Source organism: Rhodanobacter sp. ANJX3, from assembly GCF_014200755.1.
In the GTDB taxonomy this organism is placed as follows: Bacteria; Pseudomonadota; Gammaproteobacteria; order Xanthomonadales; family Rhodanobacteraceae; genus Rhodanobacter.
Genome location: NZ_JACHCM010000002.1, coordinates 709,373 through 731,447, shown reverse-complemented (window position 1 = coordinate 731,447; position 22,075 = coordinate 709,373). Strand labels below are relative to the sequence as shown.

The 22,075-nt window shown below is 62.7% G+C and carries 17 protein-coding genes and 1 riboswitch; of the genes, 8 read left to right on the top strand and 9 right to left on the bottom strand.

All coding sequences use genetic code 11. The features are described 5' to 3' along the window. Nucleotides 1-145 precede the first annotated feature (145 nt). On the bottom strand, nucleotides 146-1,012 hold the full coding sequence (gene gluQRS, locus HDE76_RS07955; protein WP_184506516.1) for a tRNA glutamyl-Q(34) synthetase GluQRS: 867 nt from the start codon (nucleotides 1,010-1,012) through the stop codon (nucleotides 146-148). Nucleotides 1,013-1,123: 111 nt separating this feature from the next. Here gluQRS and HDE76_RS07950 point away from each other — a divergent pair, with 111 nt between their 5' ends. Beyond that, nucleotides 1,124-1,798, top strand: a complete 675-nt coding sequence (locus tag HDE76_RS07950; protein ID WP_184506514.1) for an epimerase — start codon at nucleotides 1,124-1,126, stop codon at nucleotides 1,796-1,798. Nucleotides 1,799-1,841: 43 nt separating this feature from the next. On the opposite strand, the gene HDE76_RS07945 is transcribed toward HDE76_RS07950, so the two are convergent. Further along, the gene (locus tag HDE76_RS07945) at nucleotides 1,842-2,747 is read right to left on the bottom strand and encodes a YihY/virulence factor BrkB family protein (protein ID WP_184506512.1); all 906 of its coding nucleotides are present in this window, start codon (nucleotides 2,745-2,747) and stop codon (nucleotides 1,842-1,844) included. Between the two features lie 270 nt (nucleotides 2,748-3,017). On the opposite strand from HDE76_RS07945, the gene htpX reads away from it, so the two are divergent. Beyond that, a complete protein-coding gene (gene htpX, locus HDE76_RS07940) occupies nucleotides 3,018-3,902 on the top strand; it encodes a protease HtpX (protein ID WP_184506510.1) in 885 nt (294 codons plus the stop codon). A 109-nt stretch (nucleotides 3,903-4,011) separates the two neighbouring features. Continuing rightward, complete coding sequence (gene htpG, locus HDE76_RS07935) at nucleotides 4,012-5,889, top strand: molecular chaperone HtpG (RefSeq protein ID WP_184506508.1); 1,878 nt, start codon at nucleotides 4,012-4,014, stop codon at nucleotides 5,887-5,889. A gap of 512 nt (nucleotides 5,890-6,401) precedes the next feature. On the opposite strand, the gene HDE76_RS07930 is transcribed toward htpG, so the two are convergent. Together HDE76_RS07930 and HDE76_RS07925 are read right to left on the bottom strand one after the other, a co-directional pair. Further along, entirely contained in the window at nucleotides 6,402-7,859 is a 1,458-nt protein-coding gene (locus tag HDE76_RS07930) for a cytochrome c peroxidase (RefSeq protein WP_184506506.1), read from the bottom strand. 136 nt (nucleotides 7,860-7,995) lie between these two features. Next, complete coding sequence (locus tag HDE76_RS07925; protein ID WP_184506504.1) at nucleotides 7,996-9,780, bottom strand: alkaline phosphatase family protein; 1,785 nt, start codon at nucleotides 9,778-9,780, stop codon at nucleotides 7,996-7,998. Between the two features lie 495 nt (nucleotides 9,781-10,275). Here HDE76_RS07925 and HDE76_RS07920 point away from each other — a divergent pair, with 495 nt between their 5' ends. Continuing rightward, nucleotides 10,276-11,319 (top strand): diguanylate cyclase, encoded by a 1,044-nt coding sequence (locus tag HDE76_RS07920; RefSeq protein WP_221262329.1) that lies wholly within the window; start codon nucleotides 10,276-10,278, stop codon nucleotides 11,317-11,319. A gap of 428 nt (nucleotides 11,320-11,747) precedes the next feature. Beyond that, complete coding sequence (locus HDE76_RS07910; RefSeq protein WP_184506707.1) at nucleotides 11,748-13,550, top strand: DUF885 domain-containing protein; 1,803 nt, start codon at nucleotides 11,748-11,750, stop codon at nucleotides 13,548-13,550. A 42-nt stretch (nucleotides 13,551-13,592) separates the two neighbouring features. Here HDE76_RS07910 and HDE76_RS07905 read toward each other — a convergent pair whose 3' ends face one another. After that, nucleotides 13,593-14,288 carry a mobilization protein gene (locus HDE76_RS07905; RefSeq protein ID WP_184506500.1) on the bottom strand — a complete coding sequence of 232 codons (696 nt, stop codon included), beginning with the start codon at nucleotides 14,286-14,288 and terminating at the stop codon, nucleotides 13,593-13,595. A 216-nt stretch (nucleotides 14,289-14,504) separates the two neighbouring features. Continuing rightward, nucleotides 14,505-15,137 (bottom strand): DUF4124 domain-containing protein, encoded by a 633-nt coding sequence (locus HDE76_RS07900; RefSeq protein ID WP_184506499.1) that lies wholly within the window; start codon nucleotides 15,135-15,137, stop codon nucleotides 14,505-14,507. Between the two features lie 356 nt (nucleotides 15,138-15,493). Here HDE76_RS07900 and HDE76_RS07895 point away from each other — a divergent pair, with 356 nt between their 5' ends. The 3 genes from HDE76_RS07895 (at nucleotide 15,494) to HDE76_RS07885 (ending at nucleotide 18,178) form a co-directional block, all read left to right on the top strand. Continuing rightward, the gene (locus HDE76_RS07895; RefSeq protein ID WP_184506497.1) at nucleotides 15,494-15,829 is read left to right on the top strand and encodes a hypothetical protein; all 336 of its coding nucleotides are present in this window, start codon (nucleotides 15,494-15,496) and stop codon (nucleotides 15,827-15,829) included. A gap of 147 nt (nucleotides 15,830-15,976) precedes the next feature. After that, the gene (locus tag HDE76_RS07890) at nucleotides 15,977-16,660 is read left to right on the top strand and encodes a carbonic anhydrase (protein ID WP_184506495.1); all 684 of its coding nucleotides are present in this window, start codon (nucleotides 15,977-15,979) and stop codon (nucleotides 16,658-16,660) included. 9 nt (nucleotides 16,661-16,669) lie between these two features. Next, nucleotides 16,670-18,178: a SulP family inorganic anion transporter gene (locus HDE76_RS07885; protein ID WP_184506493.1), complete on the top strand. Its 1,509-nt coding sequence runs from the start codon at nucleotides 16,670-16,672 to the stop codon at nucleotides 18,176-18,178. A 100-nt stretch (nucleotides 18,179-18,278) separates the two neighbouring features. Here the strand turns inward: HDE76_RS07885 and HDE76_RS07880 are convergent, their stop codons facing one another. From HDE76_RS07880 to HDE76_RS07870, 3 genes are all read right to left on the bottom strand, one after another. Then, nucleotides 18,279-18,941: an MOSC domain-containing protein gene (locus HDE76_RS07880; RefSeq protein WP_184506491.1), complete on the bottom strand. Its 663-nt coding sequence runs from the start codon at nucleotides 18,939-18,941 to the stop codon at nucleotides 18,279-18,281. A 167-nt stretch (nucleotides 18,942-19,108) separates the two neighbouring features. Then, on the bottom strand, nucleotides 19,109-19,696 hold the full coding sequence (gene pnuC / locus HDE76_RS07875; protein ID WP_184506489.1) for a nicotinamide riboside transporter PnuC: 588 nt from the start codon (nucleotides 19,694-19,696) through the stop codon (nucleotides 19,109-19,111). A gap of 16 nt (nucleotides 19,697-19,712) precedes the next feature. Next, on the bottom strand, nucleotides 19,713-21,911 hold the full coding sequence (locus HDE76_RS07870) for a TonB-dependent siderophore receptor (protein WP_184506487.1): 2,199 nt from the start codon (nucleotides 21,909-21,911) through the stop codon (nucleotides 19,713-19,715). Nucleotides 21,912-21,971: 60 nt separating this feature from the next. Beyond that, nucleotides 21,972-22,068, bottom strand: a riboswitch (TPP riboswitch). Nucleotides 22,069-22,075: the final 7 nt, after the last annotated feature.

Here is a 22,075-nt window from a genome sequence, read left to right as displayed (position 1 = left end):
TGCCGGCCGAAAGTAGATACTGGAGTTGCCTGAAATAATTGGATGGCTAAATGCGTCGATGTTTCCACGCGATTTGCCCACCCGGATTTATACACCAACCGCCGCCGATACGAACGCGACACTGCCCTTGGAGGTTTATACCGATTCAGCCGGCGCAGCGGGAGCTGCAGTGCGGCAACGCCGCGGGATCGAATGCGGAGAGTGCTTCGGCCAGCAGTTCGGCCGGGCGGTTCGCCGCGTGCGTGACGGGAATATCCAGAAATGCCAGCGCGTGCCACAGCGCCGGCATGGGATTCGACGGATCGACCGGATGCGCATGCTCCGACTTAGAGAGCTTGCGGCCATCGGCATCCAGCGCCAGCGGCAAATGCCAATACGCGGGAGTGGGTAAACCCAAGCAGTGCTGCAGCCAGATCTGCCGCGGCGTGGAATCGAGCAGATCGCTGCCGCGCACCACGTCGGTAATGCCCTGAAAGGCGTCGTCGACCGCGCAAGCCAGCTGGTAGGCGTAGATGCCCTCGACCCGACGAATCACGAAGTCGCCGGCTTCGTCGCGCAGGTTGTAACGCTGCGGTCCTCGCAGTGCGTCGTCGAACAGCATATCGCTGTCGGGCGCGCGCAGCCGCCACGCGGGCGGCCGCGTGTCATCGGGTTCGGCGATGCAGAGGCCATCGCGGTGCACGCCGCCGGCGGCTGCCAGATCGCTGCGGCTGCACCAGCAGGGAAAGACGCGGTCGGCGGCGCGAAGTTTTTCAAACGCTTCGTCATAAGCCGCCGTACGCTGCGACTGGAACAGCACGGGCTCATCGGCGATCAGTCCGAACGCGGGCAGTGTGGCGAGTATGGACTGCGCCGAGCCGATGACCTCGCGCGGCGGATCGATATCCTCCATCCGCACCAGCCACTGGCCACCGGCATGCCGCGCGCACAGCCAGCTTCCCACGGCCGCCACCAGCGAGCCGAAATGTAGCGATCCAGTGGGTGAGGGAGCGAAGCGGCCGCGGTAATTCATCGGCGTAGTTTAGGTGCAGCGCCCGCGCCGACCGCAACGTGGACACGTGGAAAGTCTCGATTCATCGCATACTGCAACACGCGCCGACGGATAAAATCGAGGAGTGGCCGCATGAAAGTTCTCTTGTTTGGCGCCACCGGTATGGTCGGGCAGGGTGTGCTGATCGAATGCCTGCAGGCGGCGGATGTGTCACTGGTTCAGAGCGTGGGCCGCACCGCGCTCGATCGGCAGCACCCCAAGCTGCGTGATCTGGTGCACACGGATCTGCTGGACTACAGCGCTATCGAATCGGAGCTCATCGGTTTCGACGCCTGTTTCTTCTGCCTTGGCGTGACCTCAGCCGGCAAGACCGAAGCAGATTATTCAAAGCTCACCTATGACATCACGCTAGCCGTGGCGACCACGCTGGCGCGATTCAATCCGCAGATGACCTTCGTTTACGTGTCGGGTGCGGGCACCGACAGCTCGGAAAAAGGCCGCAGCATGTGGGCGCGGGTCAAGGGGCGCACGGAGAACGCGTTGCTCAGGTTACCGTTCAAGGCGGCCTATATGCTTCGCCCCGGCATCATCCAGCCCATGCGTGGCGTGCGTTCCAAAACCTCGACGTATCAGATCTTCTATTCGTTGACGCGGCCGCTGCTGCCGCTGCTGCGGACAATGATGCCGTCCACGATCCTCACCACCGAAGTGGTCGGGCAGGCGATGCTCGCCGTCGCGCGCCGCGGCGCATCCAAGCCGGTACTCGAGACCGCCGATATCAACGCCCTGGTCGCGGCGGCAGGTTGAGGCCAGCGGATTTGCCACGCGTCTGAGGCGAGCCCTTCGATGCTCATGTTGAGCGGCCGGTGGTCACCGACGCATTGATCTTCTCTGCCGGTGTCGCCTCGATTTCCACCGCGTGGGCGCTGGGCCGAATCGGCTTGCCGCGCGCATCGGCCAAGCCGCGGGTGAGTTCGGCGCCCATCAGCACGATGATCGACGAGTAGTACACCCAGGTGAGAAGCACCACAAAGGCGCCGGCCGGCCCGTAGGCACCGCCGACGTTGCTGTGGCTGATGTACAGGCCGATGCCGAATTTGCCGACGATAAACAGGATGGCCGTGAGCAGGCCGCCGCCCAGCGCGTCGCTCCATTCGATCAATGCATCGGGCAGCACCTTGTACATCGCGCCGAACACCAGCACGAAAATCACGGTAGAAATCGTATCCTCGATGATCAGCCACGCCAGCGTGTCGCCCGGCACCACGGCCTCGATGATGCCGCTGATCACAAAGGATATGACCAGCAGAAAACCGATGCCGACCAGCAAGGCCAGCGCGTGTGCCCGCGTGCGCACCCATTGCCCTACGGCGGCGCCGGGCTTGGGCTTGACCCGCCACACGCGATTGAGCGTGCCCTGCAGTTGCGCGAACACCGCCGACGCGCCGAACAGTGTCACCAGCAGACCGATGATGCCGGCGATATTGCCGGTCTGAGGTCGCGCTTTGGCGCTGTCCATGATGCCCTTTACGGCATCGGCCGCGCGCGGCCCCACCATGCCATTCAGCGCATCGATAAGGCGCACGTCCCAGCCGCTGTGCAGCATGGACACCAGCCAGATCAGCAGCACCAGCAGCGGTGCGAACGATAGTGCCGAATAGAACGCCAGCGCGGCAGCGCGGGTCAGCAGTTCGTCATCGCTGAAGCCCATGGCGGCTGACTGGACCGTGAGCTTGGCTGTTTTAAAATAGCGCATGGGAAAACCCCGAACTGGATGACGCCTGATGAGTCCGTGTCAAAGACTGCTTGCGCCACGGTGAAGAGCTGGCGAAAAGTGGGGTATGCGCATTCGCCGTACGCGAGCGAAATGCGGATGGCGGCGCTTCGGCGGGCCTGAACCGGCATGGCTTCCGCGCGGTCTCATCCTTGAAACAGTGGCAATGTGCCCCGAATCATAAGCAAACCTTGAAGTCGTTTTAACAGGCTTTTTCCTTTTGACCTAGCTGATCGAGTCCGAGAGAAAATCATGCGCCGCATCGCCCTCTTCCTGCTCACCAATATTGCCGTACTGATATTGCTGAGCATCGTCTGCCACCTGTTCGGCATCGACCAAATGGCTGCCAGCCGCGGCTACGGCGGCATGGGTGGATTGCTCGCGTTTGCGGCGGTGTTCGGCATGGGCGGCGCCTTTATCTCGCTGGCGATTTCCAAGTGGATGGCCAAGTGGTCGACCGGTGCGCGCGTAGTCGCTCAGCCTCAGAACGAGACCGAGCGCTGGCTGCTCGACACCGTGCGCCGGCACGCGCAGAACGCCGGCATCGGCATGCCCGAGGTGGCGATCTACGACGCACCGGAAATGAACGCGTTCGCCACCGGCATGAGCAAGAACAACGCGCTGGTCGCCGTGAGCTCCGGCCTTCTGCAGCAGATGGATCGCGAGCAGATCAAGGCCGTGCTCGGTCACGAGATCGGCCATATCGCCAACGGCGACATGGTCACGCTGACCCTGATCCAGGGCGTGCTCAACACGCTGGTGATTCTGGCGGCGCGCATCGTCGGTCGTGCGGTCGACAGCTGGCTGTCCGGCGGTCGCGACAACCGTGGTGGCGGCATCGGCTATTTCGTGGTGGTGATGGTGCTGCAGATCGTGTTCGGTCTGTTCGCCTCGATGATCGTGGCGGCCTTCTCGCGCTGGCGCGAGTTCCGCGCCGATCAGGCCGGCGCGCAGTTCGCCGGCCGAAGTGCGATGATCTCTGCCTTGCAGCGGCTGAAGGTCAATCACGGCGAAAGCACGCTGCCCAACACCATCGCCGCGTTCGGTATCTCCGGCCCACTGGCCGGAGGCTTCAGGCGCCTTTTCATGAGCCACCCGCCGCTGGACGAGCGCATCGCCGCTTTGCAGAAGAGCTGATCCAGGGACGAGGGGCGAGCGCGTAGCCTCGTTGCATCGAGCTTGCGCCTTCGCTACTCGTCCCTCGCCCCTTTTTAACTACTCGTAAAACGTCACTTATAGGCAACCCATGAACGCAACAGCCACCACCGAAACCCGCAAATTCGAAGCCGAAGTCGCCCAGGTGCTGCATCTGGTCACGCACTCGCTTTACTCGCACAAGGAAATCTTCTTGCGCGAGCTGATCTCCAACGCCTCCGACGCCTGCGACAAGCTGCGCTTCGAGTCGATCGCGCACCCTGAGCTGGCGACGCTTGGCAGCGAGCTGCATATCGACGTGAGCTGGGACTCCCAGGCGCGTACCGTCACCATCAGCGACAACGGCATCGGCATGACGCGCGACGAGGTCATTGCCAATATCGGCACCATCGCCAGCTCCGGTACCAAGCGCTTTCTCGAAGCGATGTCCGGCGAGCAGAAAGCCGACGCGCGCCTGATCGGCCAGTTCGGCGTGGGCTTTTATTCCGCCTTCGTGGTCGCCGACAAGGTCACCGTGCGCAGCCGCCACGCGGGCGCCGCCGCGAGCGAAGGCGTGCAGTGGGAGAGCGACGGCAAGGGCGAGTATTCGCTGGTGCAGGTCTCGCTGCCGGAGAGCGGCACCTCCGTTGTGTTGCATCTGAAAGCCGACGAGGACGAGTTTCTCAAGCGCTGGCAGCTGCGTTCGCTGATCACCAAGTATTCCGACCATGTCGCGTTTCCGATCCGCATGCCGATCGAGAAAGATGACAAGCCGACCGACGAATGGGAAATCATCAACGCCGCCTCCGCACTCTGGACCAAACCCAAATCGGAGATCAGCGACGACGACTACAAGAGCTTCTACAAGTCGCTTGGCCACGACTTCAACGAGCCGCTGGCCTGGACGCACAACCGCGTCGAAGGCAGCCAGAGCTTCACCACGCTGCTGTATCTGCCTGCGCAGCCGCCGTTCGACCTGATGATGGGCGGCCGCGACGAGCGCAAAGGCCTGAAGCTGTACATCAAGCGCGTCTTCATCATGGACGCGGCCGAAGAGCTGCTGCCGAACTACCTGCGCTTCGTGCGTGGCGTGGTCGATGCCGACGATCTGCCGCTCAACGTCAGCCGCGAAATTCTGCAGCACAACCGTCAGCTCGAGCGGATCAAGGCCGCCTGCGTCAAACGCGTGCTCGACCTGATCGAAAAGCTGGCGCGCGACGAGCCCGAGAAATTCGCCACCTTCTACAAGGCCTTCGGTAACACGCTGAAGGAGGGCATCAGTGAAGATGCCAACAACCGCGAGCGCATCGCCAAGCTGCTGCGCTTCGCCTCGACCAAGGGCGAAGGCACGCAGCAGACCGTGTCGCTGGACGATTACATCGGCCGCATGGCGATCGGCCAGGAAGCGATCTGGTACATCACCGCCGACAGCTACGCCGCGGCGTTCGGCAGCCCGCAGCTCGAAGCGTTCAAGGCCAAGGGCATCGAAGTGCTGCTGATGTTCGACCGCATCGATGAATGGATGATCGGCAGCTTGAGCGAGTACGAAGGCAAAAAGCTCAAGAGCGCCGCCAAGGGCGACGTGCCGCTGGACGACGCCGACAAGGCCAAGCAGGAAGAAGCCACCAAGGAAGCCGAGCCGCTGCTCAAGAAGCTCAAGGACCTGCTCGGCGATCGCGTTGGCGACGTCAAGGTCTCGGCGCGCCTTACCGACTCACCGTCGTGCCTGGCCTTGAGCGATTACGAAATGGCCCCGCATCTCGCGCGCCTGCTGCGCGAAGCCGGCCAGGACATGCCCGAGTCCAAGCCCACGCTGGAGATCAATCCCCAGCACGCGCTGGTCAAGCGCGTGGAGTCGGAAACCGATGACGCCAAAGCGAAGGATCTGGCGCTGCTGCTGCTGGATCAGGCGGAGATCGCGGCCGGTGCGCAGTTGCCCGATCCGTCGGCGTTTGTGCAGCGGATGAATCGGGTTTTGCTGGGGACATAAGCCGCACCGAACCTGTGAAAAAAAGCCCGTCGAAGTTTCGTCGGGCTTTTTTTATGGCATATGCCGGAACTCCGCTGTGAGTGCCTCCGTAGGGGAATCTATCCCGTAAAAATCAGTCGCGAAAAGCGGTTGCTTCGGCGTTTGATTTGGAAAGATTGCCGGTGGCGCCATTACTCCTGTCGCTGGCGTACCCTACTTGCTATAGATGCGCAATCCCCGCGGCATTTCCAACTACACAAACGCGGGTGACGATCTGGCACAGCGCTGGTCGCTGCTGTTGACGGTGAAGCACACCTTTTAAAGCGTGCGCGCTTAGGGACATTGCCGGCATCTGCGAGGGCGCCGTTTTTTTGCGACAAAGGTTATCGCTGCAGGCGATTTCTTTTATCCATGCTGAAGCCATCGAGTGCGGGTATCAAATGGCCGGTGGCTGCATTGTTGTCCACGCACTGAGTTCGGTGACCGTGGTTTGGTCGCGTTGCGACCGGAGCAGCGACGAATGAAAGGCTTGCCTAGTTGGCGCCGATAGCTTCGGTTTTGCTCGGCTGGGGTGGCGGCGTAAAGCCATCGTCGAGCGTGTGCACGAAAGCGATGATGTCCTGAATGTCGAGGTTCGACATGGCCGGTTTGTCGCCGACTTTGCGGTCGAAGGGGGCGTCTTTGGTGTCGACGTTGCCGCGCAGTGTCTCGGGGATGTCGTTATAGATTGCGAGCTTGCCGTTGGCTTTGCGGGGGTAGATTTTTTCGGGCTGGACGCTGCGCAGGTTGTAGAAGTCCATCACTTGTTTCAGCGTGGTGTATGCGCCGTTGTGGAAGAACACGGCGCGCCGGTCGACGTTGCGCAGGGTCGGTGTGAGGAACATGCCGCAGTACTGTTTCTGGCTGGTCAGATCTTTGCGGATGGGGCCGCACAGGCCGAGGTCGAAGTGCTCGGCATCTTTATTGGCGGGCAGGTGCGGGTTGCGCGGTACGCCCAGCGCTTCGTACTGGGTGTCGGTAAAAAGCGGCGGCAGGCCATCGGCGGTGACCTGGCTCAGATGGCAGGCGGCGCAATTGCCTTTTTGCGGGTCGTTGAAGGCCTTGAGGCCGCGCATTTCGGCAGGGCTGAGCGTGGCCTTGCCCTGCAGCCAGGCGTCGTATTTGCTGGTGAAGGCGTGGAAGGACGGATCTTCTATCTGGTAGCGCGCGAGGGCGAACATCGCCTCGGAGACCAGTCGATCCGGATCGTTGACGATGGTCGGGCCGAAAAGCTGGGTGAACTGCCGGCGGTAGGCGGGTCGGATCAGCGCGCTGGCCAAGGTCGCCGTGCTGCTGTTCGCCATTTCGGCCGGATCCAGTGCAGGGAAAAAGGCCTGGCGCTGCAGTGAATCGGCGCGGCCGTCCCAAAACAAGCCGCCCTGCGGCACCATGGCGGGCGGCGGCGCGGCGCCGGCGGATTTTTGCGCCCTGGCATGAGTGCTCGCCGAGGCCGCAACGACGTTGAGATTGACGGTGACATCGTCCGGTGAGCTATCGGGGCCGATGCTGAAAGGCTGCTGCCGGTAAAGATAGGCCAGCGAGGGCGCTGGCCGCTGGCCAAGGCGATTCATCTCGACGCCGCCGGGTTGCACGGTGAGATCGTTCGGCGGGTTGTAGCCGTGTTGGGGGCTATGGCAGGAGGCGCAAGCCTCGCGTCCCGAGCCCGATAGCGAGGGATCGAAAAACAGCTGCTTGCCCAGCTGCGCGACGGCGCTCAGCGGCTGCACGGGCGGCAGATTCAATGTGACTGGATGCGGATTCACGCCGCTGGGATAGGCTATGCCAGTATCCGACTGCGCGTTGGCCCCACTGACAAGCCCGCCGATGAGCAGGCCGCTGCAAGCTACCGTCAGGCACAAGGCGGCTTTCAATGATGGTGCGCGGCGACGGCGCGCGCATGCTTGAGGTGATCGGGTGTCGAACGGCAAGAGCGTGTATCCGATAGCGTCCATGGCGTCTGGTAGGCCGAGCCGGCATCCAGCCAGGCATCTGCGCAGCACGTGATATCTGGCTGAAGGCAAGCTAATAGCGAAAATATCCCTGTCCGGTGAAGTTCAGATCCGGGCAGGGATGTCGTCTTGGCGAGACTTATAGCGCCTTGTTCGAACGTCCGACCACTTGAGCGGTTTGCTGCAGGCGCTGATCGATCGGTGCAGGAACCCTGGTGCCCTGGACGGGATCGAGGAAGATCGGTCGAGCCAGTTCGAACGGGCCGCGATGGAAATCGAACATGCTCATGATGCTGCCGGTGGTCGCATCGTTCGAGCCCTGGCCGATACGCTGGCCATCGAGCCAGTTGTCCTCGATAAAGCGCACGACGGACGCCTGGGTGATGCGGGTATCGTCCACGTAATTCACGCGGGCATACGGCGAGATCACAAGGAACGGCACGCGCGTGCCCGGACCGCAGCGGCCATTGACCACGCCGCCGTTCACGCCGATGCCGGGCTTGGCATGCGGGCCGGTGCACTTGCCCGAGCCGTTGAGCTGATCGGCGCCGGTGACGGAACCTTCTTTTGTCGTCGAATCGAACGACGAGGTGGTGGGCGAGGCGTAGCGATGGTCGTACCAGCCGTCGGAATCGTCATAGGTGATGATGACGGCGGTGTTCTTCCAGTCGGGCTGTTGTTCGAGGAAGTTGATCACCTTGACGACGAACTGCTGCTCGTCCAGCGGATCCGAATTGCCCGGGTGCGCATCGCCCACGGCGGGGGCTTTCAGATAGCTCACCGAGGGAAAATTGCCTGCCGACACGGCGCTGAAAAAATCGTTGACGTCGTATTCGTGGTGCACCGGCGTGGCGCTGCGGTCCTTCGGATCGGTATAGCCGATGGTGGCGATCGAGCTAGGGCGAGCGTGCGACGCGTTGGCCGTTGAGGCGTAATACTGAAACCAGTTGTGATGGGGGACGTAGTCGGTCTTGGTCGACGCCAGTACGCTCGAATAGGTGCTGCGGGTGCAGCCCGTGGATCCGTTGCTGTTGGTCGCCGTCAGATCGAAGCCACCCATGAACCCGCCCCAGGTCAGATTGCGGGCATTCAACAGATCGCCGATATTTTTCGAGGTCATGCGCACCGTGCTGGTGGTCGACGAGCAGCTGTCGTACGCGGGGTCGGTGTCGCCGATCAGGGTCAGGCCGCCCTGGCCATCGGGCACGGTCGAAGCGGAGCCGACGATGGCCTGTGCGCCGTTGTTGGTGCCGGAGACGACAGCCAGCGCGCCTGGCGTCGAGGGCCCGAAAGTGTCGCTGTAGGCGTTGTCGTTCAGCGCGAAATGCTGGGCGTAGTTCCACATCGCAGTGACGGTATTGCCGTCGTAATAAGCCATGACCAGGCCGTTGGTGCCGAAGGCCCCGGTGCTGCTGACCGTATTGTTACCGGTATACGCGGGGAAACGATCGGCCAGGCCGTTATCGTAGGCCAGTTGCTCCGGCGTATAGGAGTGGTTCTGGCCTTCGGTATTGGCCTGCGTGCGATCGAGTCGGAACGGATTGACCGCATTGACACCGTTCACCGGGTTGAGCGCGTTCGGGTTTTGCGTCAGCAGGGCCGGCGTCAGTCCCTGCACCGACGGGGTATGGGGTGCTGCCTTGAACTCCGGTTCACCCGCCGGATTCTGCGCCACCGGATAGGTGCCGAAGTAATGATCGAAGGACCGGTTTTCACTGAAAATGACGACCAGATGCTTGATCGGCGTGGCCGTTCGCACGGCATCCTGGGGAGTCGGGTGTCCCGGCCACACGGGCCAGTTAATGCCGCCGCGGTCGGGGGAAGCCGCCTGAGGCGCCACCTGCGCCGAAACGGCGAGGGCCAGGCCTACGGAGGCGATGGAAACGCACAGCAGGGTCTTGCGGAATAGTCGATGGCGGAACATGTGAGGACTCCTGTTGAGGGATGCAACGGGAAGCACCGATCGGGCGGTGGCGGCGAAATGCGATGACACGCAGCCTAGATGAGAGCTGGCCACGGCAGGACCGAGCGGGACTCAAACGCCATTCAAGCACCCCGACATGAACATTCCGAGACAGGGCGGCAGATGCGATTCGCTGGCAGGGCGGCTGCCGAATGATTCGGATTTGCATCATTGAGCTACTGCGCAGAAGAGCGATGCGTGGCACGGGGATATGTTGAACGGGCTCTTATCCCTTATGGTTCTACATCTGGTCAGTTGCGTGCTGTGATGCAACACTTCAGGCATACGGCGATAAGCCGTATCTCCTCACCGTTCTGATCGAACACAGGCGTCCGCCCGACATGTCCGCAACAGCGCACCCTGCTTCCGCGACCGGCTCTGTGCCGGGGGCGGCGGCTGCGGACTCGGCCGGCGTGTATCCGGCGACCGAGCAGAGCGCATTCGGCGTTTTGGGTCATGACCCGCCGCGTGACCGTTCTGGCCGCTTCGGTCGACGCGGCGTTTCTGGTGTTTTTTCTGGTCGAGGGTTCGCCGCTGCTCGCGTGGCTCAACGTGGTCAGCATCGTCATGTACGCAGCGGCCTATGCGTTGCTGCGGCGGCGGCGGAATTTTCCCGCGCTGGCGTTGATCTGGACCGAGGTGGTGGGGCATGCGGCCATCGGCACCTTGCTGGTGGGCTGGGACAGCGGCTTTCACTATTACCTGCTGATGTTCATTCCCGCCATCGTGGTCAGCGGCAGCATGCGGCAGGTGGCGCTGCCGCTGATCGTGCTGTTTCTGGCTTATATGGGTCTGCACCAGGCAGCGCATGTCATCGGCACGCTGGCGCCGATAGGCGATGTGGCGCTGCAGATTCTCAACCTGTTCAATGTGTCGGTTTTTTTCGCCATGGCCAGTTACACGGCGCGTTTTTATTACGAACTGGTGCGCAAGAGCGAACGCAAGCTGCGCGAGCTGGCCACGCGCGACGCGCTGACCGGATTGTCCAACCGTCGTCATCTGATCGAGCTGGCGCTGCCGGAAATCGCGCGCGCGCGGTACGCCGGTCAGCCGGTGTCGCTGGTGCTTGCCGATATCGACGATTTCAAGCACATCAACGACGAGCACGGGCATGAGGCCGGTGATCTGGTCCTGACCCAGGCCAGCGCGATGTTCCGTGACGCGTGCCGCGGCCAGGACGTCGTCGCGCGTTGGGGTGGCGAGGAGTTTCTCTTTCTGCTGCCAAATACCGACACCGACCATGCCCTGTATTTCGCCGAGCGCGTGCGTGCGTGCATCGCCGGGATGGCCGTCGATCACGACGGCTGCAAGATGGCCTTCACGCTATCGCTGGGCGTTGCGTCGCTGGCGCCCGATGAAAATCTGGAGGAGGCGATCGGTCGCGCCGACAGCGCCCTGTATCAAAGCAAGTCCGAGGGACGCAATCGGGTCACGCTGGCGTCGCCGCCGCACGCCGATACGCTGCGTCCGCTCGGTGTGGCGCAAGCCTGCTCGCTCTGAGTCCTGGGCATCCGGCCGACCTGTGGGATTATGGGTCTATCCCGTTTTGAAGTACGTCGATGCTTTGTACCGAGTGCCAGTCCGGCTATCACGCTCCCTATGACCGCTTTGAGCGTGTGGCGGCCAATCCGAAAATGCCTGCCTACCTCATGCGCTGCAAAGTATGCGGCGCGCTGTGGAACGAAACCTCTGGCCCGCCGGTTCTCATCACCCGCACCGAGGCCCGCTGGCTGTATCCGCAGGCACGGATTTAATCGGGCGCCGAGCTAGCCAGGTTTGGCATGGCGTTTGAGTCCCTTCGCGCCGTTTTCTTGTGCCGCCGCTCAGGCCACTAGATGCTGCCGAATGGCACCTGCATGACCTTCGGCATATCCGGCATGGCGCTGCACGGTCTACGCTCGGCTATCTACCGGGGAGATCTATTTATGTTGAAACCATTGATTGCGGGTATCGCGTTGGCCATCAGCGGCGTGGTTGCGGCGCAGGCAGCGCCTGCCAGCGCATCGACTTCGGCGACGCCGGCCACGCCGGGCTGGGTCGCCAAAAGCAATGCCGATGCGCAGCCGCTGCTGAAGGCACTGGCCGATTTCAATCCGGAGTTTGCCTCGCAGTTCGGTTTTCCGGGCTTCGATGACAAGGCCATCGATCTGAAGCCGAACGTGGGCGAACGTTCGCGTGCGGCGCTCACGGCGGCGCGCGATCAGCTGCAGAAAAAGCTGGCGGCGGAAACCGACCCGGACGTGCGCCAGGATCTGGAAATCATGATCAAGGCCGCCGATCGCAGCATCGAGGGCAGCAAGCTCAACGAGCAATACTTGCTGTCCTACAACGACATCGGCCAGACGATTTTCCAGGGCGAGTTCACCCTGCTGCAGGATCAGGTCGCGCCTGCGCGCCGGCCGGCGGCGCTGAAGCGGCTGCAGTGCTATGTCGGCATGACCCCGGGCTGTGTGCCGGTGACCAAGGAGGCGCAGGCGCTGTTTCAGGCGAAACTCGGCGATGCGAAGCTGATCGGCCCGTACAAGGTCGAAGTCGAGCAGAATCTGGCGAATACCGGGCGCTACGTCGACGGCATCCGCAAGCTGTACGCCAAGTACAAGATCGACGGCGCGGATCCCGCGCTGGATACGCTGCAGAAGCAGTTGAACGAGTACGACGCCTGGGTCAAGTCCACCGTGTTGCCGCATGCACGCACGGATTTCCGTCTGCCGCCAGCGGTGTACGCCAATAACCTCAAGCAGGTCGGACTCGACATCAGTCCGCAGGAGCTGATCAAGCGGGCCGAGCTGGAGTTCATGGAAACCCAGGCGCAGATGCAGATGATGGCACCGGATGTGGCAAAGGCTGAGGGAATAAAAAGCGCTACCGACTATCGCGACGTGATCAAGGGGCTGAAGAAAGATCAGCTCGATCGCGATTCGATCGAGCCTTACTACCATCAGGTGATCGGCAAGATTCAGGACATCATTCGCGAGCAGGGCATTGTCTCGCTGCCCAATCGCGAAATGATCATGCGCGTGGCCTCCGAAGCCGAGAGCGCTGCCGAGCCGGCGCCGCACATGGATCCGCCTCCGCTGATCGACAACCACGGCGAACGCGGCGCCTTTGTGCTGCCGCTGGGCAATCCGCCGAACGGCAAGGGCGACAACCAGGCCTACGACGACTTCACCTGCAAATCCTGCGCGTGGACGCTTGTCGCGCATGAGGGCAGGCCCGGGCACGAGCTGCAGTTTTCGGCGATGGTCGAACATGGCGTCTCGCTGGCGCGTTCGCTGTTCGCGTTCAACAGCGTCAACGTCGAAGGCTGGGCGCTGTATTCCGAATATATGATGATGCCGTACGAGCCGAAGGGCGGGCAGATGATCGTGCTGCAGCTGCGTTTGCTGCGCGCGGCGCGTGCGTTCCTCGACCCGATGCTCAATCTGGGCCTGATTACACACGATCGTGCGCACGACATCCTGGTCAACGATGTAGGTCTGTCCGAGGCGTTCGCACGCGAGGAACTGGACCGCTTCACCTTCCGCTCGCCGGGTCAGGCCACCGCGTACTTCTACGGCTATACCCGCCTGCTCGAGCTGCGCGCGCATACGCAGATCGAACTGGGCGATCGCTTCAACCTGAAGCAGTTCAACGACTTCCTGATCGCGCAGGGCCTGCTGCCGCCGGACCAATTGGCCGAAGCAGTGGACACGCAGTTCATCCCCGCCCACGGCGGCAAGCGGCCGCAGTAGCGATGTCGGCGATAACCGTGGTCGGATCTGCCTGCGCTTAGTTCAGAGGTCGAGCTTGCCCAGTTCCGCGTAAGCGTTGTTCAACCATACCTTGACCCGCTGACGCTCCAGCAGGCCGAGGCCTGTGTTCGCACGATCGGGATGGTTGAGGGCGGCCCAGAAGCTGGCGTTCTGCTGGTCGATTTTCAGCATGGCGGTGTCGGGCAGGCGGCGCAGGGAAATGATCTTGGCGCCCAGCGCTTCGGCGCGCTGACGCTGGCCGGAGGCGTCCAGAATATCGAAGCGATCGCCGCGCAGCTCGTTCAGTACGATCACGAGATCGAGCTTGCCGCCGAACTGATCCAGCCACTGGCTCAGCAGATCGACCGAATCGCGGCCGCTGTCCATCACGTGCCACCAGGTCAGCGTCAGGCCGCTTTCCGCGGCCAGCCCTGGCACGTCGGAATCGGTGAGCCAGCGGGTCAACGCCTGATGTGTTTGCGCCGCAAGGTCGACCAGCACGTGCTGCTCGGGATTTTCCAGCGCGCACTCGATGACCGGGTCGAGGCTGTCGTGCCGATCGAGCACGGCCGGCTGGGCGAAGTCGGCGTAGAAGCGCAGCAGCGCGCCGTGTGATCGGTCGGTATCGAAGCCGCGGAACGGCATGCCGCGATCGATAAAATATTGGGCCAGCACGCGGCACACCACCGACTTGCCAACGCCGCCTTTTTCACCACCGATAAAGTGGATGTGGCTCATGTCCGGTTTTTCCTGGTTGCTTGAACGGGTGAAATGAAGCGGGGAAGGTCAAGCGTAGAAAATACCGGGTGAAGATGTCGATCGGATTCTTGTGATTAGCCTTCATCCCGCTGCGCCAAGGCGCCAGCGAGATGGATGCCGATGACGGACGCAAGCCAGCCTCGATCTGTAGAGCGGCGATATGGCGTCGTTGGGGTCACGCCTACGATCTGACGCTCAGCACTTCACTGTGCCACCGGCAACCGGTACGCACGGATGAAAAACGGGCGGAGTCGGCGGCCTGGGTGGCTTGTTGTCGCCAGGGTGGTGGTGTCCGTCGTACGGAGGGATGCCGCCCCAGTAGCCGGGGGCGGCGTTGTAGTACGGGCCGGCATAGTCGTAAACCGGCTGCGCCAGCTGCTGCTGATACATGGCGTTTTGCTGGCGCAGCGCGTCGTTCTCGCCCTGCAGCCGGCCGCGCGCGGCTGCCGCATCGATCTGGGCCTGCCGCAGATCGGCTTCCTGCTGCTGTCGGTCGGCTTCGGCTTCGTCGGCCTGCTGCTGCGCCTTCGCCTCGATCCGCTGCTTGCGCGCGTCGAGGCGCTGTTTGTAGAGTGAGGCGATGTTGTGCGAGACGGCATAGCGCTTCGCCGCGTCGTCCTGGCCGAGGTCGAGATACTGATCGATGATTTCCGTGTCGTCGGCCTGATGCAGCAATTCGCCCTTGCCGCCGATGCACGGTCGGTCGGTGTAGACAGCCTGTCCAGCCTTCGTGCATTTGTAGATGTCCTGCGCACCGGCAGCACCGGACGTCGCCAGCAGAATCGCGGCGAGACAGAAAAGTCGTTTGGCGTGGGGCTGGCTGTTCATCTTGGGCACTATTTTGCACCTATCGAGCGTAATAAAAGCGTTGAAGTAAAAAACGCAGAAATAATGCCTCGCGTTGTCTGCTCGTTGCCCGGTGCGATCGATCGGAAAAGTGGCGCCTGCTTGCCGCGTTCGTTAGGAAGTTCGCGCCGGCATGCATAGCGCAGACACGTGAGCCGAGGTGTCGGACGACACCGGCTCAGTGAAAGGCCTAACTGAATCGGACGGCTATTTCTCTTTTGAAGAAAACCTCGATATGACGCGATGTACGGACGTCCAGGCTCCGCGAAGCTGAAGATGGAAAATTATCTTGCAGTGCACCACTTGTCAGGTTGCATCGATTTGCGTAGGTTGAATGCATGCTTTCTGCCTTCGTCCATCGCCGTCCTCTGCTCCGTGCGCTGCTTGCACTGGTGCTGTTCGCCGGGTTGCTGAGTACGGCGGCAGCGACGCATGCGGGTTTCACCTCGAGTCATTCGTTGGCGGCTGCCGTCGATAGCGCTGCCGGTGATCCGGATACCTCCGAGTTGGACGACACCGCTTCTCCGCAGGACAACGCCGAGCACGACACGCTGGATGTTCCCGAGGCGTTGACATTGCCATGCGCGCTCCTCGCAGGGTCTCGTCCCATGACCTCGCACGCCGTGCCGCTGCAGTGGCACGTCAGCTCCGAGCTGCGCCCGCCCATCGCCTGAGGCGCCGTGCCTGCCGTCGATCCGTTCGGATCGCGGCCTTTCTCTCCCTTGTTTCTCAAGCCTCACGAAGCGCCGCACGGCGCCGACGGGCAACTGTTTTCGCTTCGCCGCCTCGGCGGCGTGAGCCACTATTTCTGGAGATATCCCATGGAACGCATGATCGATGGTTTTGCTCGTTTTCGTCGCGAGGTTTTCCCCGAGCAGCGCGAGGTGTTCGAACAACTCGCGAAGGGCCAGAGCCCGCACACGATGTTCATCACTTGCGCCGATTCGCGAGTGATGCCCGAGATGATGTTTTCGGCACAGCCGGGCGAGCTGTTCGTCTATCGCAATATCGGCAACATCGTGCCGCCGTACGCGCAGCACGTCAGCGGCGTGGTGGCCGCGGTGGAGTACGCGGTCAAGGTGTTGGAGGTGCAGCACATCGTGATCTGCGGGCACTCGGACTGTGGCGCGATGAAGGCCTTGCAACATCCCGGCAAGCTCGACGGCATGCCGTCGGTGCAATCCTGGTTGAAGCATGCCGATGTGGCGCAGCACGTCACGGCGGAAAAGTGCGCGCATCTGCACGGCGAGGATTACCTGCGTTGCCTCACCGAAGAGAACGTGGTCGCCCAGCTGGAGCATCTGCGCACCTTGCCGGCGGTCGCGGTGGGCATGGCCAGGGGCAACCTGAATATCCACGGCTGGATATTCGATATCCCCGATGCCGAGTTGCGCGCGTTCGACGGTGCCGAGGGCCGGTTTGTCGATGTGCCGGTCTCCGGTCGCCCAGTGCCCAAGGCTTCGCCGATGGCGCGCTTCACGTCGCTTGCCGCTACGGCGGCCTGAGGTGCTCCGATGAAAAACTATTTCTCCCAATGCCTGTTCAGCCGCGACCTGCTGGGATCGGTCGTAGTGTTTCTGGTGGCGCTGCCGCTGTGCATGGGGATCGCCATTGCGTCGGGCATGCCGCCGGCCGCCGGCCTGATCACCGGCATCGTCGGCGGCCTGATGGTCGGCTTCATCTCCGGTTCGCCGCTGCAGGTCAGCGGTCCTGCGGCGGGCCTCGCCGTGCTGGTGTTCGAGCTGGTGCGCACGCACGGCGCGGCGGCGTTGGGCCCGGTGATTTTGCTGGCGGGATTGATCCAGGTGGCGGCAGGACTATGCCGCGTCGGCATCTGGTTTCGCATGACCTCGCCCGCGGTGGTGGCCGGCATGCTGTCGGGCATCGGCATACTCATCGTCGCGTCGCAGGCGCACGTGATGCTCGATGCCAGCCCGGCGGCGAAGGGCCTGCAAAACTTCGCCGCGTTGCCGGGTGCGCTGATGACGGCGTTCGACGGCGGTACCGGCAAGGCCGCGCTGGCGGTAGGTTTGGCGACCATCGCCATCATGCTGGCGTGGGAAAAGCTGCGGCCGGCCAGGCTGAAGTTTGTGCCTGGCGCGCTGCTGGCGGTCGTCGCCGTCACTGGCGTGGTGCAGCTCGCGAGCATCGGCGTGAAGAAGGTTGATGTGCCGTCGAACCTGTTTTCGGCGATCACTATGCCGACCTGGAGCGGACTGGCCGAAGTGTTCGATCCAACCCTGCTGATCGCGGCGGTGACGTTCGCGTTTATCGCCAGTGCGGAAACGCTGCTATCGGCCGCCGCGGTGGATCGCATGCATGACGGTCCACGCACGCAGTACGACCGCGAGCTTACCGCGCAGGGCGTCGGCAATATGCTGTGCGGCTTTCTCGGCGCGCTGCCGATGACCGGCGTGATCGTGCGCAGTTCGGCCAACGTGCAGTCCGGCTCGGCGACGCGCGGGGCGACGATCATGCACGGTGCGTGGCTCATGGTGTTCGCGCTCCTGCTGCCGTGGCTGCTTCGCATGACGCCGGTCTCGTGCCTGGCCGGCATCTTGGTCTACACCGGCGTGAAGATGGTCAACCTGGGGCAGATCAGAGATCTTGCGGTTTACGGCAAGGGAACGGCGGCGATCTATTTGGCGACCACGATTGCGATTGTCGCGACCGATCTGCTGGCCGGCGTCATCATCGGCTTCGGCCTGTCACTGTTTCGTCTCGCGCTGCTGTCGTCACGGCTGAAGATCGGCCTGCACAACGACGCCACGCCCGGTGAGGCGTCGCTGCACCTGGAAGGTTCGGCCACGTTCCTCAAGGTGCCGAGCATGGCGCGCACGCTGGAGCGGGTGCCGAACAACACGCGGTTGACCTTGGTGCTCGATCGTTTGTCGCACGTCGACCAGGCCTGCCTGGAGGTACTACGTGAGTGGTCGCGCAATGCGTCTGCGCGCGGCTGCGAGCTGGTGGTCGATTGGAAGGCGCTGCACTCACGCGTGGAAGGTCAGCGCGCGGCGGCGTAATCGAGGGGATGGCTGCAATGACAAGCATCGACCGATGCTTGTCATCGTCGTTCGTCTGTAGTTGAAGATGATCGGGTCATTGGAGATGAATGACCAGCGATTAACGGCCCAGATCGGGTCGTCGTGCAAGCCTCTCGCCGATATGCCCGCGCCATTCCGGCGACAGTTCCGGTATTTCGATCGCACGTGCCAGAAGACGCAGCGCTTCGCGATCGTTGGGCTTCAGGTAGGCATCGAACAGCGATCGGATCGACAAGCCTCCCACACCTTTGGCAACGACATCCACCGTGTCGCCGGCTTTTAGGGTGCCTTCCTTCAACACGCGCAGATAAAAGCCGGTGCGCAGGGATAGCGCAAACATCTTCGGTACGCGTTTGTCGGCAAAGCGAATGCCGAGCTTGAAGCACGGTACTCGCGGCTGGCTGATGGTGAACAGCGCATCGCCGATTTGCAGCTGATCGCCTATGCAGAGCCGCGCTTCGTCGAGTCCGGCCACGGTGAGGTTTTCACTGAATTGTCCGTAAGGCATGTCATCGCGACCCAGTGCCTCGCGCCAGTAGTCGTAGTGATCCAGCGAGTACGCGTAGACCGCCTTGCTCTCCCCGCCGTGATTGACGAGATCCGCCTGGCCGTCGCCATCGAGATTGAGTCGGCGCACCGCGACCGCACCGACTACAGCCCGCTTGAAAATGCCGGTCATCACCGAGGTGTCGCCGTGCGGTACTTCCATTGGTCGCGAGACATTGACGGAACTCAGGCTCATCGACATTGCTGCTTACTCCACCTGCTTGCTGTGCCGGCTAAGTGTATGCGCGGACGTCATCCTAGCGTGACTTCAGCTTACTCGTACACGAGCGGCGTGGAGGATAGGCGGCCGCGGTGAATGGGCGACGAGCGATACACCGTCGTCGTTGGATGGGCGCCTCGACCTCAGGCGACGGCAGGTTTTTTGTCCGCCCCGTTGCCTTGACCGGCCTTTTTCCAGCTGCGCACGCCAATGAATGCCAGTACGATGAAGCCGGCATACAGGACCGACGTGATCACCAGATGCTTGTAGACGTATTCGCCCACGTAGATCGCGTCCACCACGATCCACAGCCACCAGGCGGCGATATGACGACGCGCCTGCCACCACTGCGCGACCAGGCTGAAAGCGGTCAGCGCCGCATCGAGCCAGGGTAGCGCCGCGTCGGTCCAGCGATGCATCACGAACCCGAGTGTCAGCGAACCTACGATGCCAATCGCGATATGTGCCAGCGCGTCTTTCGTCGCCAGTGGGGCCACCTGCACGCGCCCGTCGTCGTCGAGATGGCGCAGCCAGCGCAGCCAGCCGTAGACGATGAGCACGGCGAAGGCGATCTGCAGCAGGGCGTCGGAATAGAGCTTCGCCTCGGCGAAGATACCCACGTAGACCGCTACCGAAAGCAGACCGATCGGCCAGCACCACGGCCGGCGTTGGGCGGTAAGCCAGACCGCCCACGCGCTGAGCAGGGCACCGATCAGTTCGATCCAGGTCATTTCCATTGCATCGGCCTCAAAACGCCAGCGTTGCAGAAAGTCGCGCCAGCCGCGGCGCGCCCGGAAAAAGGAAGCTGTCGCCGCCGGAGGTGCCGGTATCGCGCCAGTAGAAATGGTTGAACAGGTTGTCGATATTCAATCGCCAGATCAGCGCGTGGCCTCCCAGGGTGGTGGTGTAGCGCATGCCGGCGTCGAAGACGTTGTACGCCGGTACGCTGACCAGGCCGTTGGGTGTGGCCGGATTGGCGCTGGCATAGCGCCAGCCGCCGAGCAGGCTGAGGTTGTCGGCAAACGGCAGGCGATAGTCCAGATAGACGGCCGAACGAACGCGCGGCACGTTGACGACCTGATGGCCTTCGTACGCGGGCGTGCCGGTGTCGTACGCTTGCGCCTGAATGAAATTGAGGCTGGCAGTGAGGCGCAGATTGTCGGTAAGGCGGCCGTCGGCGTTGAGCTCCAGGCCGGTGTGTTTCTCGATGCCTTCCTGTACGAAGGTGAAGCCGGCTGCAGTATTACTAGGCTGCGCGAATTGATACGGCTGGCTGATGCGATACAGCGCGGCAGTGAGGTCCAGCGCATCGCTCCACGCATACTTCGCGCCGGCTTCGACCTGCCGTGACATCAGTGGCGGCAGCACGTCGTTGCCGTTGGAGGTCCAGTACGGCGCCTGCGCACCGAGCGAAAGGTTTTCGCTATAGCTCACGTAGAGCGTCAGCGGCGCCGTCGGCTGCCACATCACGGCGGCCTGCGGCAGCACCTTGCTCAGGCGCGTGTCGCGCTGAAGCACGCCGTACGGATCATAGGCACGCTCTTCCAGATGCACGAAACGGCCGCCTAAGAGCACCTGCCAATGCTCGCCAAAGTGAATACGATCCAGTCCGAACACGGCATGCTGCCAGCTGGTCAGCGTGCGCGCTGAGAGGCCTGGCTCATTCGGCGACGGCGCGTAGTAGGGCGGATTGAACTCGCTGATATTCGCCGTGCCGACGTAGTCGTAAACATACGGGCGCTGATCAAGCGTGCGACGGAAGGCGCTGGTGCCCAGGCTGACCTCGTTGCTGACGCTGCCGATATCGAAACTGCCCTTGAGCACGGCGCGCGCTTCGTCGTTTTCGCGCGTGTCGTCGGGGCTGCGGTAATCGTAGATGTCGTAGTCGCCGTTGGGCGCGAAGAAATAGCCGGGCGTGGCGCCGCTGGCGCACGCGGCGGCATAGAAACAGCCGTACGCATACGCCACGTTGTCGTCGATCACGCTGTGGCTGTGGCTGCCGGAAAGCTGAAGGCTCCAGCTGTCGCTGAGGCGGTAGTTGAAGCGCAGCGTGGTATTGCTGGCGTGTATGCCGACCGGCTGCTGCCACGGCTCGTAACCCAGCAACTGCGTGCTGCTGGGATGCGGCGGCAGCGTGGTGCCGCCGAGCAACTGGTAGCCGGAAACCGAGCGTTGGCCGCTGGTCTGGTAGTCGGTATCCAGCTGTACGGTGGCGTTGTCGCTGATCTTCCAGTCCGCCGCGAGCGAGATAAAGCTGCGCCGGCCGTTCGTATGGTCGACGTAGGAGTGGATGTCCTCGTGCGCCGCGTTGACACGCACGCCGAAATTCGGTGTCAGCCACTTGCCCACGTCGAGCGCGGTGTACTGCGAGCCGTGTGAGTCGGTGCCGACAGTGATTGTCTGGACGTCTGCCGGGCGCTTGCTGACGTAATTGACCAGGCCGCCGGGTGCGACCACGCCGGCTTCCAGACCGGCCAAACCCTTGAGAATTTCTACCTGCTGCTTGTCTTCCAGCGGGGTCAGCTGCTCGGCGGTGATGGTCATGTCGTTGAGGCGAAAGCCGGTCGCCAGGTCGAGCGGAAAGCCGCGGATGGAGATGTCCTGGTAATAGCCCACCGGCGCATAGTTGTCGCCCAGGGCGGCATCGGAGTGGGCGATTTCACTCAGTGTGCGCGGCTGGCGGTCGTCCAGCTGGTCGCGCGTGATGACCGTGACGGCGGCCGGCGTGTCGTGCAGCGGTGCGTTGCCGAAGCTGCCGAACGTGTCGACCTGCGAACTCTCGGCGCGATAGCCCTTGTCGGTTTTGCCTTTGACCTTGACCGTAGCCAGCGCAGTAGCCTGCGCTGCGTTGGGTGTGGTGGCGTCGTCGGCCCGTACGGCGAACGCAGCGGTGAACGCCCAGGCAGACAGCAGGGCGAGCGGAAGCGGATGGCGGATAAGCGGCATGGGTCATCGTCTCGTGGTGGGACACACGAAGCGACGGCAAGCCGCGCGCCCGATTGGACGCGAACGACTCAGCAAGCTCCCTACGCCGGTACTAACCGGGTCAGGTTCCAAGGGACTCTCTCAGCCCGGCAAACGCCGGGCACCCCCGCTTCAAGACCGCTATT

Coding starts and splice junctions, on each gene's coding strand:
- htpG (WP_184506508.1), top strand. CDS start 4,012: ATGAACGCAACAGCCACCACCGAAACCCGCAAATTCGAAGCCGAAGTC.
- HDE76_RS07870 (WP_184506487.1), bottom strand. CDS start 21,911: ATGCCGCTTATCCGCCATCCGCTTCCGCTCGCCCTGCTGTCTGCCTGG.
- HDE76_RS07905 (WP_184506500.1), bottom strand. CDS start 14,288: ATGAGCCACATCCACTTTATCGGTGGTGAAAAAGGCGGCGTTGGCAAG.
- HDE76_RS07880 (WP_184506491.1), bottom strand. CDS start 18,941: ATGAGCCTGAGTTCCGTCAATGTCTCGCGACCAATGGAAGTACCGCAC.
- HDE76_RS07925 (WP_184506504.1), bottom strand. CDS start 9,780: ATGTTCCGCCATCGACTATTCCGCAAGACCCTGCTGTGCGTTTCCATC.
- HDE76_RS07895 (WP_184506497.1), top strand. CDS start 15,494: ATGCTTTCTGCCTTCGTCCATCGCCGTCCTCTGCTCCGTGCGCTGCTT.
- gluQRS (WP_184506516.1), bottom strand. CDS start 1,012: ATGAATTACCGCGGCCGCTTCGCTCCCTCACCCACTGGATCGCTACAT.
- HDE76_RS07900 (WP_184506499.1), bottom strand. CDS start 15,137: ATGAACAGCCAGCCCCACGCCAAACGACTTTTCTGTCTCGCCGCGATT.
- HDE76_RS07890 (WP_184506495.1), top strand. CDS start 15,977: ATGGAACGCATGATCGATGGTTTTGCTCGTTTTCGTCGCGAGGTTTTC.
- HDE76_RS07885 (WP_184506493.1), top strand. CDS start 16,670: ATGAAAAACTATTTCTCCCAATGCCTGTTCAGCCGCGACCTGCTGGGA.
- HDE76_RS07920 (WP_221262329.1), top strand. CDS start 10,276: ATGACCCGCCGCGTGACCGTTCTGGCCGCTTCGGTCGACGCGGCGTTT.
- HDE76_RS07950 (WP_184506514.1), top strand. CDS start 1,124: ATGAAAGTTCTCTTGTTTGGCGCCACCGGTATGGTCGGGCAGGGTGTG.
- HDE76_RS07930 (WP_184506506.1), bottom strand. CDS start 7,859: ATGGACGCTATCGGATACACGCTCTTGCCGTTCGACACCCGATCACCT.
- pnuC (WP_184506489.1), bottom strand. CDS start 19,696: ATGACCTGGATCGAACTGATCGGTGCCCTGCTCAGCGCGTGGGCGGTC.
- HDE76_RS07945 (WP_184506512.1), bottom strand. CDS start 2,747: ATGCGCTATTTTAAAACAGCCAAGCTCACGGTCCAGTCAGCCGCCATG.
- htpX (WP_184506510.1), top strand. CDS start 3,018: ATGCGCCGCATCGCCCTCTTCCTGCTCACCAATATTGCCGTACTGATA.